Source organism: Streptomyces sp. Ac-502, from assembly GCF_045222935.1.
In the GTDB taxonomy this organism is placed as follows: Bacteria; Actinomycetota; Actinomycetes; order Streptomycetales; family Streptomycetaceae; genus Streptomyces; species Streptomyces monomycini.
On sequence record NZ_JBHFFO010000001.1, the window covers coordinates 926,939 to 944,162 of the forward strand.

Annotated in this window: 6 protein-coding genes and 2 pseudogenes; 2 read left to right on the forward strand and 6 right to left on the reverse strand. The window is 69.3% G+C overall.

All coding sequences use genetic code 11. From position 1 onward, the window contains the following. Positions 1 to 41 precede the first annotated feature (41 nt). Both ACEXOX_RS04040 and ACEXOX_RS04045 read right to left on the reverse strand, forming a co-directional pair. Positions 42 to 1,223: an NAD(P)/FAD-dependent oxidoreductase gene (locus ACEXOX_RS04040; RefSeq protein ID WP_406519123.1), complete on the reverse strand. Its 1,182-nt coding sequence runs from the start codon at positions 1,221 to 1,223 to the stop codon at positions 42 to 44. A 558-nt stretch (positions 1,224 to 1,781) separates the two neighbouring features. Then, entirely contained in the window at positions 1,782 to 2,411 is a 630-nt protein-coding gene (locus tag ACEXOX_RS04045) for a TetR/AcrR family transcriptional regulator (RefSeq protein WP_406519124.1), read from the reverse strand. Positions 2,412 to 2,551: 140 nt separating this feature from the next. Here ACEXOX_RS04045 and ACEXOX_RS04050 point away from each other — a divergent pair, with 140 nt between their 5' ends. Together ACEXOX_RS04050 and ACEXOX_RS04055 are read left to right on the forward strand one after the other, a co-directional pair. Continuing rightward, positions 2,552 to 3,934 carry a flavin monoamine oxidase family protein gene (locus ACEXOX_RS04050; protein WP_406519125.1) on the forward strand — a complete coding sequence of 461 codons (1,383 nt, stop codon included), beginning with the start codon at positions 2,552 to 2,554 and terminating at the stop codon, positions 3,932 to 3,934. Between the two features lie 336 nt (positions 3,935 to 4,270). Next, positions 4,271 to 4,846, forward strand: coding sequence for a DUF1345 domain-containing protein (locus ACEXOX_RS04055; protein WP_406526220.1), 576 nt, complete (start codon positions 4,271 to 4,273; stop codon positions 4,844 to 4,846). Between the two features lie 1,333 nt (positions 4,847 to 6,179). Here ACEXOX_RS04055 and ACEXOX_RS04060 read toward each other — a convergent pair. From ACEXOX_RS04060 to ACEXOX_RS04075, 4 genes and pseudogenes are all read right to left on the reverse strand, one after another. Continuing rightward, positions 6,180 to 8,608: pseudogene (locus ACEXOX_RS04060) on the reverse strand (UvrD-helicase domain-containing protein). Beyond that, positions 8,605 to 12,072, reverse strand: coding sequence for a Zn-binding domain-containing protein (locus ACEXOX_RS04065; protein WP_406519126.1), 3,468 nt, complete (start codon positions 12,070 to 12,072; stop codon positions 8,605 to 8,607). The pseudogene ACEXOX_RS04060 and the gene ACEXOX_RS04065 overlap by 4 nt, the downstream one beginning before the upstream one ends. 2,444 nt (positions 12,073 to 14,516) lie before the next feature. Then, positions 14,517 to 15,362 (reverse strand): annotated as a pseudogene (locus ACEXOX_RS04070) (DEAD/DEAH box helicase); the annotation flags it as partial. After that, complete coding sequence (locus ACEXOX_RS04075) at positions 15,271 to 17,217, reverse strand: hypothetical protein (protein ID WP_406519127.1); 1,947 nt, start codon at positions 17,215 to 17,217, stop codon at positions 15,271 to 15,273. The gene ACEXOX_RS04075 and the pseudogene ACEXOX_RS04070, both read right to left, overlap by 92 nt. Positions 17,218 to 17,224: the final 7 nt, after the last annotated feature.

Consider the following 17,224-nt stretch of genomic DNA (forward strand, 5'->3'; position numbering starts at 1 on the left):
GTATTCCGCCGTGGTACATCCCGTGGTGCGTGGTGCCACGGCTATCGCTTCCCCGCCCAGTCCGACAGCCGGTCGAGCGCCCAGGCGGCGCGCAGCGCCGGGGCGTTGGCGACCGGGGAGGGAGCGAAGCGCGGCTGCTTCCGCCATACGGCGCCGAGGTCGCCGTGGAGGCCGCCGCCCGCGAGCCGGTCGGCGAGCAGGGTGCCGAGGTAGGGGGCCTGGGCGAGGCCGTGGCCGTTGCAGCCGACGGCGTAGAAGACGTTCTTCGCGGCCTCCCCGGCGACCGGCAGCCACGAGGGTGTCATCGCGATCCACCCGCCCCACGCCCGGCTGACCGCCACATCACGCAGGGACGGGAACCGGTCGTGGAAGCCGCGGCCCAGCTCCGCCACGACCGCGGCGTCCGGCTCGCGAGCCGCCGGCGCGCCTCGCGACGTCTGGATGCGGCGGACGGCGAAGGCGATCGTGTTGCGCGGGGTGAGCCGGTAGCTCTGCATGAGGTTGTGCTGGGTGGCGATGCCGGCGCGGCTCGTCCAGCCGGTCGCCTCCAGGCGTGCGGGGTCGACCGGTTCCGTCTCGGCCATGCTGACCCAGATCGGTGTGGCCAGTCGCCGCGGAGCGATCGCGAGGTCACGGGAGTGGGCGTTGGTGGCGAGGAGGACCCGTTCGGCACGGACCCGTCCGCGCGGCACACCGACGACGACCCCCGCGTCCCCGGGCTCCACGGCCCGTACGGGAGTGTGCTCGAACACCCGCACTCCCGACTCGAGCAGGGCCCCGCGCAGACCGAGCGCGAACTTTCCGGGGTTCAGCATGCCTCCGACGCGCTCGTGGATGCCGCCGAGGAACGCTTCCGGCAGACCGAGGGCACGGCCGTCGGCGAACTCGGCGTCCGCGCCCGCCTTCTGCAGGATCCGCGCGTTGCGCTGCGCCTTGCGGAGCTGTCCCCGGGTGACGGCGGCCACGACATTGCCCGTCGGCTCGTAGTCGCAGTCGATCCCGAGCCCCTTCATCATCTTCTCGGTGAAGTGGACGGCTTCCTCGGCGAACCGGACGATCCCGGGGAAGCGGCGCGGCTGCGTCGCGCTCAGGATCTGGGGGTCACCCGCCGGGGCACCGGTCAGCTGGCCCGCGTTGCGCGATGCCGCCCCGCAGCCACAGACCCCCGCTTCGAGCAGGACGACGTCCGCCCCGCGCTCGGCCAGCCGCAGTGCTGCCGCCATGCCGCCGAGTCCACCGCCGACGACCGCGACGTCGCAGGTGAGTTCGCCTTCGAGGGCCGGTCTGGCATCGGTGGGGGAGCGATCCAGCCGGTGAACGACGCGTAGGTGATGCCTGTGGTGATCATTTATGCCTTCTCGCTGTCGGTGCTGGCGGTGCTGGCGACGACCTCGTTGACGACTCGGTCCGGGCGGGAGAAATCGAGCGCTCCCGGACCGGCTGCCGCGGCGGCCGGTCCTTCCCCTGCCATTCTCGATCTCGAATCGTGTTCGACTTTAAGAGGCCGGAGCAGTGCCGTCAATCTCCGACGACGGGTTGCGAAGCATGCCGAGCCGACCAGACTCCGGGCCGCGGTACGGCCATGACGACGGCAGCAGACCGGAAGGGGGTAGGACATGTCGCACTGTCATGAACCGGCCGTGGCCCACGCATTGGCAGGCGCGGGCCGGGCCGTCAACGAACACCTGCCGCACATCACCACCGGCGCCCGCCTGACACGGGAGCACGGCGGCTCGGCCGTACACGACTCGTACGTCGAGGCCGCATTGGACGCTTATGCGTCAGGCCTTGTCCGGGGCATAGGTAGCGAGATAAGCGGTGATGAGCCGTCGCGCCTCGCCGATCGTGGCGTCGTCACCGACGGCCGAGTTCCGGAACGCGATGTCGAAGAGCCGGCTGCCGACCTCGAAGGCGATCTGCAGGGCGAGCCGGGGCGTGTCGGCGAGCAGGAGTCCGCGCTCGACGAGGAGGTGCCAGAGCCGTTCGGCCTGCGCCGCGTCGAATGCGCGGACCAGTTCGCCGACCGTCGCGCTACGGCCCGAGAACCACAGTTCGGTGCAACTGGGATGGCGGCGGAAGTAGCCGAGCAGGGGGTCGATGACGGCGTCAGCGGCTTCGCGCAGCGTCTGCGGGCCGGGGTCGTCCAGCGCGTTGGCGATGCATACGTCCAGCTCATGGGCGTGGCGCCGCATGAGTTCGGCCTCGACCTGGTGACGGTCCGAGAAGTAGTGGTACACGGAGGCGATCGGAATGCCCGCCCGCTCGCCGATCGCCTTGAGTGTGGCGGCCTCGTAGCCCTTCTCGCCGAGCAGGGCCTCGGCGGCGTCCAGGATGGCCCGCCTGCGCTCCACCCCGCGGCGCTGCACCGCCGGGCGAGCCGCGGCCTGGCTTGCCGGATTCTTCTCGAACACGATTCGAGATCGTATCAGCCGCGCCCTCACCGGGCCTTGCCGACGAGTTGACAGCCACGGCAAACTCCTCGAAACTCGAATTCGATTCGAGTTCGAGAAACTCCCCGGCACACGCCGAGGGCGGAAGAACGGAGCAAGCCATGGTCACCAGTTCTCCGTACGACTCCCACGACAGCTCTCCCGACAGCCCGCACGACAGCGCCTACGACGTAGTGGTGATCGGTGCGGGCTTCGCCGGAGTCACCGCGGCGCGGGACCTCAGCACCAGCGGGCACTCCGTACTGCTCCTCGAAGCCCGTGACAGGGTCGGCGGCCGGACCCACCTGGCCGAAGCGTTCGGCCGTCAGGTGGAGTTCGGCGGCACCTACGTGCACTGGACCCAGCCGAACGTGTGGCACGAACTCCAGCGCCACGACATCCCGCTGGCCACGCCGCTCGACATCGACACGGTCTTCTGGCTGGCCGACGGCACGGTGCACGCCGGCAGTCAGCTCGACCACGCCGACGCCGTCGCTCCCCTCGCCGCCCGGTTCTTCGCGGACGCGCGGGCGCGTTTCCCGATGCCGCACGACGTCACCGCGGTCGACAACAGCGCCGTCGAGAAGGAGACCATCGCGTCCAGGCTCGACTCGCTGCACCTCTCCGTACACGACAGGGACGTACTGGAGGGGGCGCTGGCCACCCTCGTCCACTCCCCCGGCGAGCAGGGCGTCGCCCAGCTGCTCCTCTGGGCGGCCACGACGTTCGGAGACTGGGGCGCGTTCCTGGAGACCGCCGGCTTCTGGCCGATCGAGGGCGGAACCAAGCGCCTCCTCGACGCCGTCCTCGGCGAATCCCAGGCGGAGGTCAGACTGTCCACCCCCGTCAGCGCCATCGAGGACGACGGCTCCGGCGTCCTCGTGACCACCGGCACCGGTGAGCGGGTCCGGGCCCGCTCCGCCGTCGTCGCGCTGCCGATCAACACCCTGGGCGACGTACGTATCACCCCCGACGTCGCGCCGCCGGCCCGCGCCGTGATCGACCAGAAGCACCCGGTGCGCACCGCCAAGATCTGGGCGCGGGTCCGGGGCGAGATCGAGTCCTTCTGCGCCTTCGCCCCGGTCGGCAAGAACCCCGTCAACACCGCTCGGACGGAGTACCGGCACGACGGCGACACGCTCGTCGTGTGCTTCGCCTCCGGCCCCTCGGCCGTCGGCGCCGGGGACCGAGAGGGCGTGCAGGCCGCGCTGCGGACCTTCGTCCCCGGCATCGAGGTACGCGAGACGGCCGGCCACGACTGGGTCGGTGACCAGTACTCCCAGGGAGCGTGGGCGCATCACCGGCCCGGAAACCTGAGCGGCGCCGTCCCGCTGCTGCGCGAGCCCCACGGGCGCGTTCACTTCGCCGGCGGCGACATCGCGCCGGTGGGCGTCGGAGGAATCGAGGGCGCCATGGAGACCGGCGCGGCCGCTGCCCGGAACGTTGCGGCGATGCTGGCCGACGGCTCGGAGGCTGGGAGACATTCGTGTCGGGTCGTGCGTTGAGCGCTCGTCGGCCCTGGTGGGCGAGTGACGGGGTGTCGGTCGCGGAGCCGGTCTGGAGCTGTACCGCGGACAACGCCCTACTTCCGACGGCGCACATGTTCCAGTGACTCCTACTGAATGGGCCCCGTCGAGGAGCCTCCGTGTTTCCCGGGCGCCTGCCCGACAAACGGCACCGCGGCATTTACACTTCTGCTGCTCCGGGAAGGCGGACGCTCACATGTATGGAGGAGCTTGTTGGCACATTCCTGGCTCTCCGAACGCCGTCGGGCAACCTGGAGTTTCGCCATTGCGGCCTGCACGGCGGCCGTTCTGGCCTTCGCGGTCGACGACAGCATCATGCAGGTCTCAGCAGCGGACGTCGGCGTATTCGCGCTGTTCGCCTATCTCTCCAGTTATCTCGTCGCCACACTGATCGCCTTTTCGACGGCCGGCCCGGAGCGGATCCGTCTCTGGGCGCGACGCACGGCCCGCGGCACGGTCGTCCAGCGGTACGTGCTGGGGACCGCGCCCGGGCCCGGAGTGTCGATCTCCATCGCGGTCGCCGCCCTCGCGGTGGCGGTGGTGTGGCGCCCCGGGTACGTCGCGTCGTCGCTGCCGCTGGCTCCCCGTGTCGCGGTGGCGCTCGTCCTCGTCGCCGACGCCTGGGTCTGTGTGATGGCGTCCTTCGCGGTCGCCTTTCACGCCGACGACCTGCTGGAGAACCAGCGCGGGCTGGAATTCCCCGGCGCGGAGACCGTGGTCTGGGCCGACTATGTCTATTTCGCCCTGTCAGTCATGACGACATTCGGCACGACCGACGTGAACGTCACCTCACGGGAAATGCGACGGACGGTAGCGGCCAACGCGGTCGTCGCCTTCGTCTTCAACACCGTCATCGTGGCCAGTCTGGTAGCCGCTCTGGACAAGGGCTGAGCCGACCGCGTCCTATCCGAGAAAACTCAGCCGAACCACACGGTTCGGGTTGTCGGTGTTCGTGTCCACCAACCTCCGTTAAGGCGACCGTCAGGGTAGCCGATGAGCGCCCCCTGGACTGACACGGTCTTACGTGGATGTGCACCCCCAAAGGGTCTGAAATCTGGGGTATCGGTCTCGGAACTGCCGGACCGCGCCATGTACGGGGATGCTGGCACGGGCGAGACCGAAGCCGTCTGCGGCGAGCTGCGCATAGCTGCGTTCCGCGATCTCGCCGACGAGGATGTCATCGTCCTGCCACAGTGTCCGGACAATCCGGGGATCCCGCGGATTGAAACCCGGTAACGACGTGGAGGGACTCGTCGGCAAGGTCGCACCTGGTCACGGCAGTGCGACAGGCAGAGAGACAGGCGAACTCGGACCTCTCCAAGCGCCTCATCAGTGTGGATGATCGCGACCATGCGACACATTTCCTCAGCGTGAAGAGTGAGTGTCTTCTGTTTGCTGAACTCGCCTTGCGGTTCCGGTTGGAGCACCGCAAGCGGGAAGAGCACTGTCAAACCCGGCGGACACGGCGATCCCACGAGATCACGCCGGGCCCTCCCACAGATCGCCGCTGGTCACCACGGCACCTTCCCGTCATGCTGCCCGCCTCCGGGCTGGAAGACCCGACCGCCCTCGATCCGCGCCTCGGTCACGGGCACTCGGAACGACGGCCCTGGCCCAACTCGTCCACGAGCTCTGCGGCAACCCCAGCGCCCCGGCACACGAACCCGATGCCTTGCCCGCAGCGCTTACCGCAGCTCTTGTCGTGGCCGCCGACCGCCTCGCCTCACCCACTCACCGCGGTGAGCTGGATGCGCACCCGGCTCACCGCCTGGGCCAAAGCCCCTCACCGGCAACGGCAAAACCGCCTCCTACGCCGAACGCATCATGGCCAAAGCCACAGGATCCTCCGGCCTGGCCGCTCTACCGCCCACCTCCTCCAGCCCCTCGCCCCCTCACCAAGCACCACCATGACGGCTGAGGCATACGCCGCGACCCCGGCCACGACCAAGGCCTCAGCACGCCGGATCCATGTATCCGGACCCGCCGTCACCGCCGCGTCGAGCACGGCACAGACAAAGGGACGTGAAACGCTACGGCCCTGTCGGTGGCAACTACCGGCACTGAGAGCCCCGTTCACGCCACGCCGCCCCCAGAAGCCACTGCCACCCGGAAGCTCGCCCCACTCGCACACGCGCCAGGCCATATGGCTTGGTGGCGCACAGCTCCAGATACCCCATTCTCACCGGGCCGGTCACGTCCACGGCCACACCACTGCAAGCCCACGTCAACAGGGCACTCCCCGGGCACGCGGCTTCGTCTGCACCGGCAGGATCGGGCTCGGCGCTCCGTGCCAAGAGATGCGCAGAACGTCGCGGGCGCGGGTAGTGGCGACGAAGAGCTGGTTGCGGCTCTTCTTCAGCTCGCGTTCGTAGCGCTTGGGGTCCCGCTTCTGGTACTTCTCGACGACTGTGGCGCTCGGCAGGACGCCGTCGCTCGCGCCGACCACGGCAAGTTTCTGGTATTCAAGTCCCTTGAAGCGATGCATGGTTCCGATGTGGACCTCGCCGCCGCCCTGCGGGCCGTCCTTGGTGAGGGTGGCGGTGGTGATGCCGTGCTTCATCTCCAGGTCGGCGGCGACTCGTCCGGCCATGGTGCCGTCGACGACGCAGACGGCCATGGTACCGCTGGGGTCGCGCACAGTGCCGTCCTCGGTCGGCTGGACGATCTCCTCGCGCCAGCTCTTCAGCGCTGTGGCGAGCTGGGTGATCTCGTCGTCCCAGTCGGCGCAGGAGACCAGTTCGGGGACAGGGCCGCGCAGCAGGGAGTGGTAGCCGTCCAGGTTGTCGGTGCCGTCGTCCAGATCGTCGTACGTGGCGTCGCCGACGACCATGGCGGCCTTGTCGAGGATCTCCTGGGTAGTGCGGTAGCTGAGGGTCAGCTTCGAGGAGCGGCCGCGGATGTTGATGCCGACGGTGGACAGGGTGACTTGCCGGTCGTAGATGCGCTGGTGTGTGTCGCCCGCGATGAACAGGTCGTCGGGCCCCTGGGCCACCATCGCGCGCAACATCTTCCAGTGGGCCGGGCTGAGGTCCTGGGCCTCGTCGACGACGATGTGCTGGTAGCGGTGGCGCAGGTAGCGCATGCCCGAGCTGTTGGTGTCGAGGTGGATCAGATCGCCGCCACCGACCTCTTCCTTGCGCTCGGCACGGGTCCGGATCTTGGCGGCGCGTTCCATTTCATAGCGCGCCGCGCGCTCGGCGGCCTGGGCCCAGGTCTCGCGGCTGATGCCGTTCAGGCGCAAGGTGAGCTGGTCGAGGATCTTCCAGATGGCGGCGCGTTCGGGACGGGTCAGGGCCTTACCCATGCCGGCCCGGCGGGCCTTGAAGTAGTCCTGGCGGGTGGCGAGGGACTGGCCGAGGACGATCTGTTCCCACTCGTCGAGGAGGAATTCGGCGTCCCAGCGCTTCTCGTCATACTCGAAGAGGATCTCACGCAGGGCTTCCAGGGCTTTGTCGTCGGTGGTGAGGGAGCGCTGCGAGCCAGGGGCGGTGTTCTCGTTGAGGACGCCCTGGGCCAGCTGGTCGATGTGCTTGATGTCGACGCGTTCCAGCAGCTCGGGCCCCACCAGAGAGGTGAGGCGCGAGCGCAGGTCGGCGGTGAGGTTCTTGGTGTAGGTGGTCAGCAGGATCGGCTTGCCGTGGCCGGGGGAAGTTGGGACGCGAGGCGCGCTACGCGGTGCAGCGCGACGATGGTCTTGCCGGTGCCCGGTCCACCGCTGACGCGCGCGGGGCCCTTGTAGTGCCTCTCGACGGCCTTGCGCTGGGTGGGGTGAAGGTAGACCTTCCAGGCGCGGAAGTCGCCTTCGGCCAGGACGTTGCGAATGTCGTCGTCCACGGTGGTGACCGCGGTGCGGGACAGGGCCGCGGCCATGTCGTTCTCGAAACCGGGCTCAAGTTCGGCGGCGGCGGGCCGGGTGATCTCGTCCTCGACCTCCTGGATGTCCATGCCGGAGCCGAGCCCGGTGAGAACCTCGGCGGTCAGCCGCGGGGCGCCGGCGATGAGCTGATCGAGCTCTTCCTCGGTGGTGACCGTGAGCGCGAGGTCGACGAGGGCTTCGGCCACGCCGAGGCGCCGCAGGTCCTCGGCGGTGCAGTCGCCGATCACCGGCCGCGCGGCCGCGGCAGAAGCGGGCGCGGGTACGGTCGCCTCTTCCTCCGGGACCGAGGCACGCGGCTCCGCGACCGAGCCCGGGGTCGGCTGCTCCCCGACCGGGGCGGCGGGCAGCGGGGCCTCGGTCTGAGGCACGGCCCCGGCCTCCGCCTCGTCCGCGGCCGGCGTCAGCTGAAGTCCCGCGCGCTGCAGCACGCTCTGGCCGACCACACCGAGATCGACGAACTCGATCTCACCGGTGATCCGGTTGATCGCGACGGACAGCTCTTCGTAGACGTCCTTACGGTGCCGGACGGCCACGACCAGCCACTGCTGTACACCGTCGGCGCCAGCCCCCGCACGGGCCAACAACGCCCGGTACTTGAGGTTGATCTTGGCCCGGTAGATGCGGCCGTCACCCTTGAGCGGCTTGAGGTCGAGACTTGGGTGTTCCGGGTTCTGCCGGAAGAGGTGGCAGAAGTCGTAGAACTTCGTCTTGACCGACGAGTCCATCTTGTAGAGCTCGTTCTCGGCCTTCTGGTACAGGCTCAGGCGGGCTGTCATCGTGCGGCACTCTGTTCGTCGGAGTCGGGCAGTGCGGCGAGAAGCGCGTCGAGGTCGGCGAGCCACTCCTCGGCGGTGCGGACGGTGTATCCCGCGTCGCGGTAGGCGCCCCAGGTCTTGACGCTCTCCTCGTCCTCTTCGTCATACAGGTCGACCATGACGGCGATCTTGCGCTCGGCGTCAGGCCAGGCAAAGTCGGCGAGCCAGCCTCGTTCGCCGAGCTCGTAGCCGTACGCGGGGGCCTTCTTTCCTCGGTCGGCGAGGAGGTGCGCGAGGCGGGTGAGAGGGGCGTCGGCGCCGTCCTCGTCGAGGAGTTCGAGGATCCCCCGGTCCCAGAGCAGGTCGCGCAGGGCCGCCTCGACGCGAGAGTCACCCGAGGGTTGACGCGCGATCAGGCCGGCTCCCGCCGCCGCGCTGCCGTGGCGCATGACGAGAGTTTCGAGTTCGCCGACGCCGCCGAGCGCCTTGAGTACGGACGGGTCGAAATCGCCGGCCGCGGAGGTGGTCAGCTGGGCGCCGTCGCCGCCGTCGTACGCGAGGAACTGCAGGACGTTGGACCACTGGAGCCAGGCGCGCCAGCGCGCCTTGTGCTCCGGCGTGCCGAGCTGGGTCGGGTCGGTGTCGTCGAGACAGACCAGCGCGGTGAAGCGCTGTGTGGCCCCGTCGACGAGGAGTGCGACGGGCAGGCCGGAGGCGTCGCACGCCTGGAAGAGGTTGAGGGTGCTGGATCCCGTGACGGGTGACGGGTCGATGCCACCGGTGTCGCCCCAGGCCTGAAGCACCCGGCCGAGCCGCTCACGCGCCTGCTCTGGGGTGCCGTTACCGACGAGCTGCTCCGTGTCGCCTCCCAGGAGGCCTCCCACCACGGCGGTCGCCCGCTTGCCCCAGAGCGGGTTGTCCGGTCCGCGCAGGTAGGAGAGCAGCATGCTCATCGGGTCGGCGAAGACGGTGTCGGCGAGGTCGTCCCCGCCGCCGTACAGCTGCTTGGCGACATCGCGAGCGCTGTGCGGATACGGCGGCCACACAGCCTCGGCGGTCTCCCGCGCGGCCCCACCCGCACCGGAAACCGAGGCCTTCTGCTCGAAGGCATCGAGGTCGTCCCACGTCAGCTGGAATACGATCCGGCCATCTGCGCGCAGCCGGTTGCGCTTGTCGGCGTCGCCCGCGAGCCGGTTGTGCTTGCGCGTGGCGTGGTAGCGGTGCCCGTCCAGGTAGACAGTGATCTTCTGCTTAGGCCCGTCGGTGCGTTCGAAGGTGAAGTCGGTACGCGTGAAGCCCTCGTTGCGCTGAGCGGTGAGCCGCCAGCCGTGCACCGTGCCGGCCTCGTCCAGGCGCAGGTATCCGCTGTTGTCGCCGCTCTCGTCGAGGACGGTGTCATCGCGCTTGGCGGCCCAGCCGCGCAGGGCCTTGAGGAACCGGGTCTCGAGGTCGGACTCGACCTGTCCGTCCAGGCCGATCTGGTCGGTGTTGCCGACCTGTTCGGTGTCCCAGGCGTCGGTGTCGGTGCCCAGCAGCTCGTCGAGGATCTCCAGAGCGGCCTGGCGCGAGATGTACTCGGCGTGCCGGTCCTCGGCGTAACGCAGCATGCAGCGGTGGCATGCTGCCCTGCTCTCGTCGTTGCAAGGGCAGTCGACCAGGATGCTGCGGGCATTCTCAAGGACCTGCCGGAAGTCGGCCGGGGCGGTGAGCCGGTCGAGGTAGCCGGTGCCGTGCGGCAGCTTGTCGTACAGGACAAGGAAGTTGCGCTTCTCGCCGGTGGCCTGGTCGGGCATGGAGGCGAGCGTGGTGTCCAGGTGTTGCGGGTCGCCGCCGAAGGCGCGGTCCACACCGAGGCGCAGGGCGGCTTGGAAGGAGTGGATCTTCTCCTCGACCAGGACGGTTGCGGCAGGCAGCAGGATGCGCAGGGCCTCCGTCTCCAGCTCGTGGGCGAGCAGGACCTGTTCCTGCGGGACGCCCTTCGCTCCGCGTCGCACCGGGCACCAAGGGGTGTGGTGCTTGACGTCGCTCTGGCGGTTGGCGGAGTTGTCGACGGCGTCACGGTCGTCGTCGAAGACCGGCCGCCCGTCCGCGCTGGCGGCCCCGCAGGAGATGCACACCTGGAACGGCGCGATGCGTACGCTGTGGCCCGCGAGCTGGTCGTTCTCCTGCGCGCCGATGCGCAGCGGCCCGGCGTTGACCTTGCGGACCACGGCCCTGCGGGTGTAATCGACGCCGAAGATCTCACGCTTGTGCCGCCAGGACTTTCCGGCCACGAAGTGCTCGGGGGCGATGTCCACCGTATCGATGACGGTGTAGTAGCGCCGGTCGCGGTCGTCGCTCTCGTCGCCGATCCGCGCGTCGTCCCGCTTGGCGCGCGCGGTGACAACGGTGGGCTGCACGATCTGCCACAGGCTGCCGGAGTCGGTGATGCCATCGTCGCCGCAGCGCGGACAGGGTGCGATGTCGCTCTCGGCGTGCTCGGTGCGCACGAACCCGCAGGAGGGGCAGAATCGCCAGGTGCGCCAGTCCTGCTCCTTGCCGGTGACGATGTCGATGCCGGTGACGCGGTGCTTGTAGCCCTCGGCGTAGAAGGTGTTCCCGGGGGCGAGTTCGGACAGCGCGTAAGCGCGCGGCCGCTCGTAGGAATACGTCTTCGACTTGTAGCGCGGCTTCTGATCGGCCGGCGTGGGTTCGGGCCAGTAGACGGTGGCGTCCAGAGTCGTCGTGGCGTCGGCCAGCGCGTAGTTCGGCAGCAGCCCCAGGTCACACAGCACGTTCTGGGACGGCTGCCGCTGCCGAGCCCCGCCCGCCTTGGACAGGGCGTGCCACTCGGCCTCCAACTCGGCCTTTGTGCGGGCCTGTTCTTCGTCGCCGTCCTTCAGCTCATCGATCGCCGCCCGGATGGTGCGGATGCGGGTGCGCAGCTTGTTGTTCTCGCGCTCCCACTCCCGCTCAGCCTTCTCCACGGCGCTGCGTATGCCGCGCGTCGCGTACTGCTTGAGCTCCTCGGCGGCGGTCTGGCTCACCCCGGTCGGGAAGAGCGCCAGGAACCCCGCGACGAGCTCCTCTCCGTGCGCGAGGGCGGCATCGGTGAGGTCGGCGAGGTAGCCGGAGGGCCCGAACAGCTCGTCCACCCTCCGCGACAGTGCGGCCAGCGGCTTGCCGTCCTCGCGCAGCAGCCGTCCGCGCGCCGCCAGGTCGAGCAGATGCGCGGTGTACTGGCGGCGCAGGATCTCGATCGCCGAGAGGTACGATCCGGGCGGCACGATCAGCCCGTCGATCATCTCGCGCGGCTGCTCCAGAAAGTACTGGTCACGTCGCGAACGGTCCGGGATCGTCAGGAGGAACGCATTGCCCGTACGCCGCCCCGCGCGCCCCGCCTGCTGCGCGTAGTTCGCCGGCCGGCGCGGCAGCGCGCCGAGCACCACGGCGGACAGGTCGCCGATGTCGATGCCCATCTCCAGCGTGGGCGTGCAGGACAGCACGTTCGGGTCGTTGAACCCCTCCCCTTGCGGAAGGCCTCTTCCACGCGCTCGCGCCGGGCGCGGGAGAGCAGACCCGTGTGCTCGGCGGTGATGACCTGGTACGTGCCGGCCCGCCGGTACAGGCTGCGGTAGTAGTCCTCGCGGTAGTCACGGTCCCGATCGTGACGGTCTGTCGTCTCCCGCCACCGATCCCCGGCGATGAGCCGTCCGGTCGAGCAGCGGTACGCGGGGCAGGGCTGCTGGTGGTACTGGTCGAGCAGCGTGGGGTGCACCGTCTGCTCCCAGAAGCACTTGGGGCAGCGTACGTACGCCTCGTTGACCTCCTTGTCGGCAAGCAGCTGCAGCCGCAGCGCACCGGGCTGGAGCCCGTATAAACGGGCTGTCGTGTCGCGCGGAGTGCGCGCCGAGAGCAGGCCTGCGTCGGCGAGGCGGGGCAGGAGGCGCACCCAGAAGTCGTCGGCCTGCTCGCGGGTCAGATCCAGGCAGCGCTGCGCCCACGTCTGGAACCAGGACAGGCGCCCGGCCGCGAAGTCGAACTCGCTCTTGTCCTTGGGGCGGGCGAGGAGGAACGTCGGCGCGGCGACTCCACTCGGGAAGGCCTTCATACCGCGCGGTCGGCCGCCCCAGATGTAGAAGCGGCTGGTCCCCGCCTCGTCCAGGAACTTGGCGAGCCACCGGTGGCCGACCGCGCCGCGCGTGCGCAGTCGCTCCAGCGTCCCGCGCAGGAAGACGAGATAGCGCGCGTCGTCGTGCTCGGTGATCTGAAGCCCGCGCTGCGCGGCCTCTGCGTGTGCGGTACGCACGAGGGCGATCGCGGCCTGTGCATCGGGGATGTCCACCCAGGAGGCGGCGGTACGGGTCAGCTCCAGGGTGCGCCCGTTCCGGGAGCGGTGGCCGAACTCCATCGCCGCCTCGAACGCGAAACGCTCCCCGATGAGGTCCCACGTCCGCTTGTCCCCGCCGCGCCCCTTGCCCGAGAGCAGCCGGTCCACACCCGCGTCGTCGTGCAGGTCCGGCGGTACGACGGCGGCGAGCGTCTCGCGGTCGGTGGTGGCCTCGACGACGTCGGCGATCAGGTCGTTGAGGGCGCTGGGCCGCTGCTCGCTGAGGTGCTTGGCGAACAGGGCCCGCAGGGAGAAGGTGTACGAGCGCGACGCGACGAACCCGGCCCGGTGCGCGGCGTCCTGCACCGAGTCGTTGAACAGCAGCGTCTTGGTCTCGCGCTGTTCCCTGTCCATCTCCCCGCCGGTGAACAGCTGGGTGACGGACGCGGCGGCAAGGGCGGCCGAGCCCGTTCCGAGGAAGCGGATCGCGTTGTGGGTGCCGCAGGCCGGACACCAGTCGTCCTTGGCGGCCCGCTCGGCGGTGTCTCCGAGGAGGACGAGTACGAAGGCCGAATCGGCGGTCGCCGGGCGTGGGTTGCCGTCGCCGTCGTAGTCCTCGATCGGGTCGGGCAGGCGAAGTCGGCCCGCCGCACCATCGAAGATCATGAGAACCCCGGCACCACCAGCAGTCAGCGTCTTCTGCGACGCGCGGTCGATCTTCGTCCGGCCGTTGCCCTCGCGGGCCTCGTTGTCGGTAGCCGCGACCAGGGTGCGCAACTTGGCCTTGTCGGCGGTGACGGAGGCCCGGCGGATCTTGTGGGCCTTGAGGGTCAACTCTTCCATATCCGACTCGGGCGCGAGGACGGACCACCCGGAACGCCCGCACTCCCGGCAGTACACAGCGGGAAGGAACAGGTCAGTGCCACGGGACGTCGTGGTCTCCGGCGTGGCCCGTGACGGCGTCGGCGCCCCGTCACCGTCCCACGCGAACTCGGCCCGGGGCCACGGCAGCACACCCCGCAGCATCCGCGACACGGACCGCGCCCACTGATGCAGCTCCACCTGCACGAAGGGACGGACGAGACCGGCGGGCGCGTCCGGATCGCGCGCCACGGAGAGCAGGGCGACGAACCGGGCGAGGGCGAGCGCGGCGAGGTGCGGGCGGGTGGTGATCGCCTCTTCCCAGCGCTTCGCGCCGCTGCGGCGCATCACATCGAGGATCTCGTCGTACGTACGGACGTTGCCGTCGAAGGCCTTGAGGACGGCGTACGTGAGCCGGTTGCGCTTGAGGGCGCGCCCAAGTTCGACCGGGTCAGTGATGCGAACGCCGGTGACGACCTCGGCGAGTGCGGCGAGCGCGTCGGGGCCGGACGCCGGATCGGGCAGGGTCGTGATCGCCTCGGGAAACGGGACTTCACCGGGCAGGAACTTCGCCCCGGGGATGAACGCGTCCACGGTTTGCCGGTCCTCGCCGACTATCGCGTCCTCGGTGAAGGCCGTGCCGAAGACGTTCGTGGCTACGGTCACCAGGTCGCGTACGCCACCGGCGTCCGTGCCGGAGGCCAGGGTCGCCGAGGTAGCGAGGGGCGTGAGCGTCCCCAGCGGCCGGTCGGGGCGGGTGGCCCCGACGGCGGAGGCGAGACGCCTCAGGAGCATGGCCACATCGGTGCCCTGCGCGCCGTCGTACGTGTGGAACTCGTCGACGACGACGTACCGGATGTCGCACCCCTCCCACAGCGGTGCGTCGGCGGCACGCTGGAGGAGCAGGTCGAGCATCTTGTAGTTGGTGATCAGAATGTCCGGCGGGGACAGCTGCATGTCCTGGCGACGGGTGTAGACCCGGTCGTACTCGGTCGCCGCCTTGTCCCCGATGTACAGGCCGGCACGGACGCGGTTCAGCGCGTCGTGCTCGGTGAGCAGTTCGTTGATACGGCCGGCCTGGTCGGTGGCCAGGGCATTCATGGGATAGAGGAAGACGGCCTTGACGCCGTTACGACCTGCGGCGCGCTCGCGGGCGCAGTGGTCGAGAACCGGGTAAAGGAACGACTCCGTCTTGCCGGAGCCGGTGCCGGTGGTGACGAGGGTGGGCTCAGGAGTGTGACCGTTGCGCGTGGTGAGGCGTGCGAAAGCGCGGGCCTGGTGCGCGTACGGTGCCCAGCCGTCAGTACGGCGCCAGTCCAGGTGCTCCTGCCAGCCGTCGTCGGCACGGGTGAAGGGGGTCCGAAGACGGAGGTACGGCCCCGGAACATCCCGGCCGATTCGTCCCCGAGAAACGCGTGCAGCGCCTTCCGCACACCCTCGTCGGCGAGCCCGTATGTGGTGGACAGGTACTGGAGCAGGCTCTCCTTCAGCCCCTGCGCTTCGAGCGTCGGCCTCACGGCTTCGGAACCTCCATCTTGACGGGGTCCCACAGACCCTTGGCGATGTCCTCGTTAAGGCGCTGGGTGAAGTAGGCGTGGGCCGCACGCATCTCGCGCTCGCGGTTGGCCTTGTAGAAGGGAGCGGTGTAGCCGTCGGGGACGGAGGCGGACTCGGGGAGCGGGGTGGCGGGCTCGGCGGGGAGCACGCCATCGGGTGTCGGGGCGCCTACGGCCTCACGGAAGGCTTCGAACTGGGTCCAGTGGTCCTTGGTTTGGTCGAAGCCGTAGGTGTAGCGGTCCCCAGCAATCTTCCGCTCGGTGGCGTCGAAGTACGTGACGCGATCGAAGTCCTGCATGATCGGGAAACGGGCCCGGTACATGGCGATGAGGGTGTCCGCATCGATGCCCAGCCATACGGCGACCAATGCGTCGATCTCCACGAGCGCGGCGCGACGGGCGTACTCGGTACGGAGTGCGGTGTCGCGCTGCCAGGTGGGGGCGACGGCGTGCAGCTCTGTCCGCATGCCCGGCCAGGCGATCGCCCAGGGCTCGTATGCCTGCCACTTGTGGTCGTAGAGGTCGGACCAGAGGTCGGCGTAGGCGTTGGTCAGGCAGTTGAGGCGGAGGGTGCGGAGGAGGAGGGCGGGGGCTAGGGGGTGATCCGGCTGCGGTGCTGGCAAGCGCTTGGCCTGAGCAACGTCAAGATGCCCAACGCCAGCAGTACGCAACAGGTAGTCCAACGGCAACGAAGCCAGGAAGCCAGCCATAAGGGATGTTCCACGAGGGCTCGCTACTCGGGTGGAACGGACTGCGTGAATGTGCGTGGTGCCAGGCGGGACGATTGCCCCGTACAGCGCTCGCTCGGTATCGGGCGCGACCATCTCACGCCACGCCACCCTGTACCGCTCGCTGTACGGCGTACCGGCCTTCGCCCACAGAAACGCCTCGATCTCTGCGTCCTCGACGTCCTCCGACAACACCTTCCGCTTCTCGGCAACCTTCAGCCGCGCCAGCTCCCGCTCCTCATTCGACGCGAGCAGCGCCTCGTACGCATCCCAGTCGGTCCACCGGTCCTGCGCCCCCAAGAACACGTCCTCCGAGGCCACCCGCCGGTACTCCGACTCCGGTACCGCGTCATCCGTGAGCGCCTGCGGGTTGAGTCCGCGCACCTCGCCACCGCCCTGGCTCGGCTGCTTGAACAGCGGGTTGGCCACGCCGATCTGAGGGCCCTTCAGAAGTACCTCGCTCCACGACGCCGCGGAGTAATCGTGCTGGCCATCGATGCCGGTATTGAAGTCGATGAGCCGTTGGTCCTTGCTGGGACCGAACTGCGCTTTCTTGGCAGTGGTTTCGTTGTACCCCTGGGTGATGTCCGGGCCCAGCTCACCGAGTCGCAGGGGGTAGAGGCCGAGTGCATCGATCGCTGGGTCCTCGGCGGTGCTCACCGGCGTGAGGAGCCGGGTGTGCTCCACCGGCCCTTCGTCACCGGCGAGCCGCTGCCAGCGTTTCAGGGTGTCCGTGGTCACGCGGACCACTCGCTTCGGGTGCGGGCGCCCGTCCCAGTCCCCGTCGTACTTGACACCAGGGTCGACACCTTCTTCCTTAGCGTTGGCGGACCCGCGAAGCACGTCTACGGAGAAGAGCCACGACAGCGAGTCGAAGTCGATCTCTCCGGCAGCACCGTAGATGTGCACGCCGAAGTGGCTGGACCGCCCCACGGGCGGCGGGAAGAAGCGGTTTCCGGCGTTGACGAAATCACCGTGAATGCGCAACCGCCGATACGCCGCCGCCCGCAGCTCCGCCTCCTTGTCCCCCGCGAAGTGCGTGTCCGGATGCACCATGCCGACTGTTCCCGAGCCCGCCGCGTGGTCCCACACCTCGCACATGAACGCCCGATAGAGGTCCGGTCGGCTTCCCGAGACCAACGGATACACCGGTTCTGCCGCCAGGTACGACGCCATCGTCACA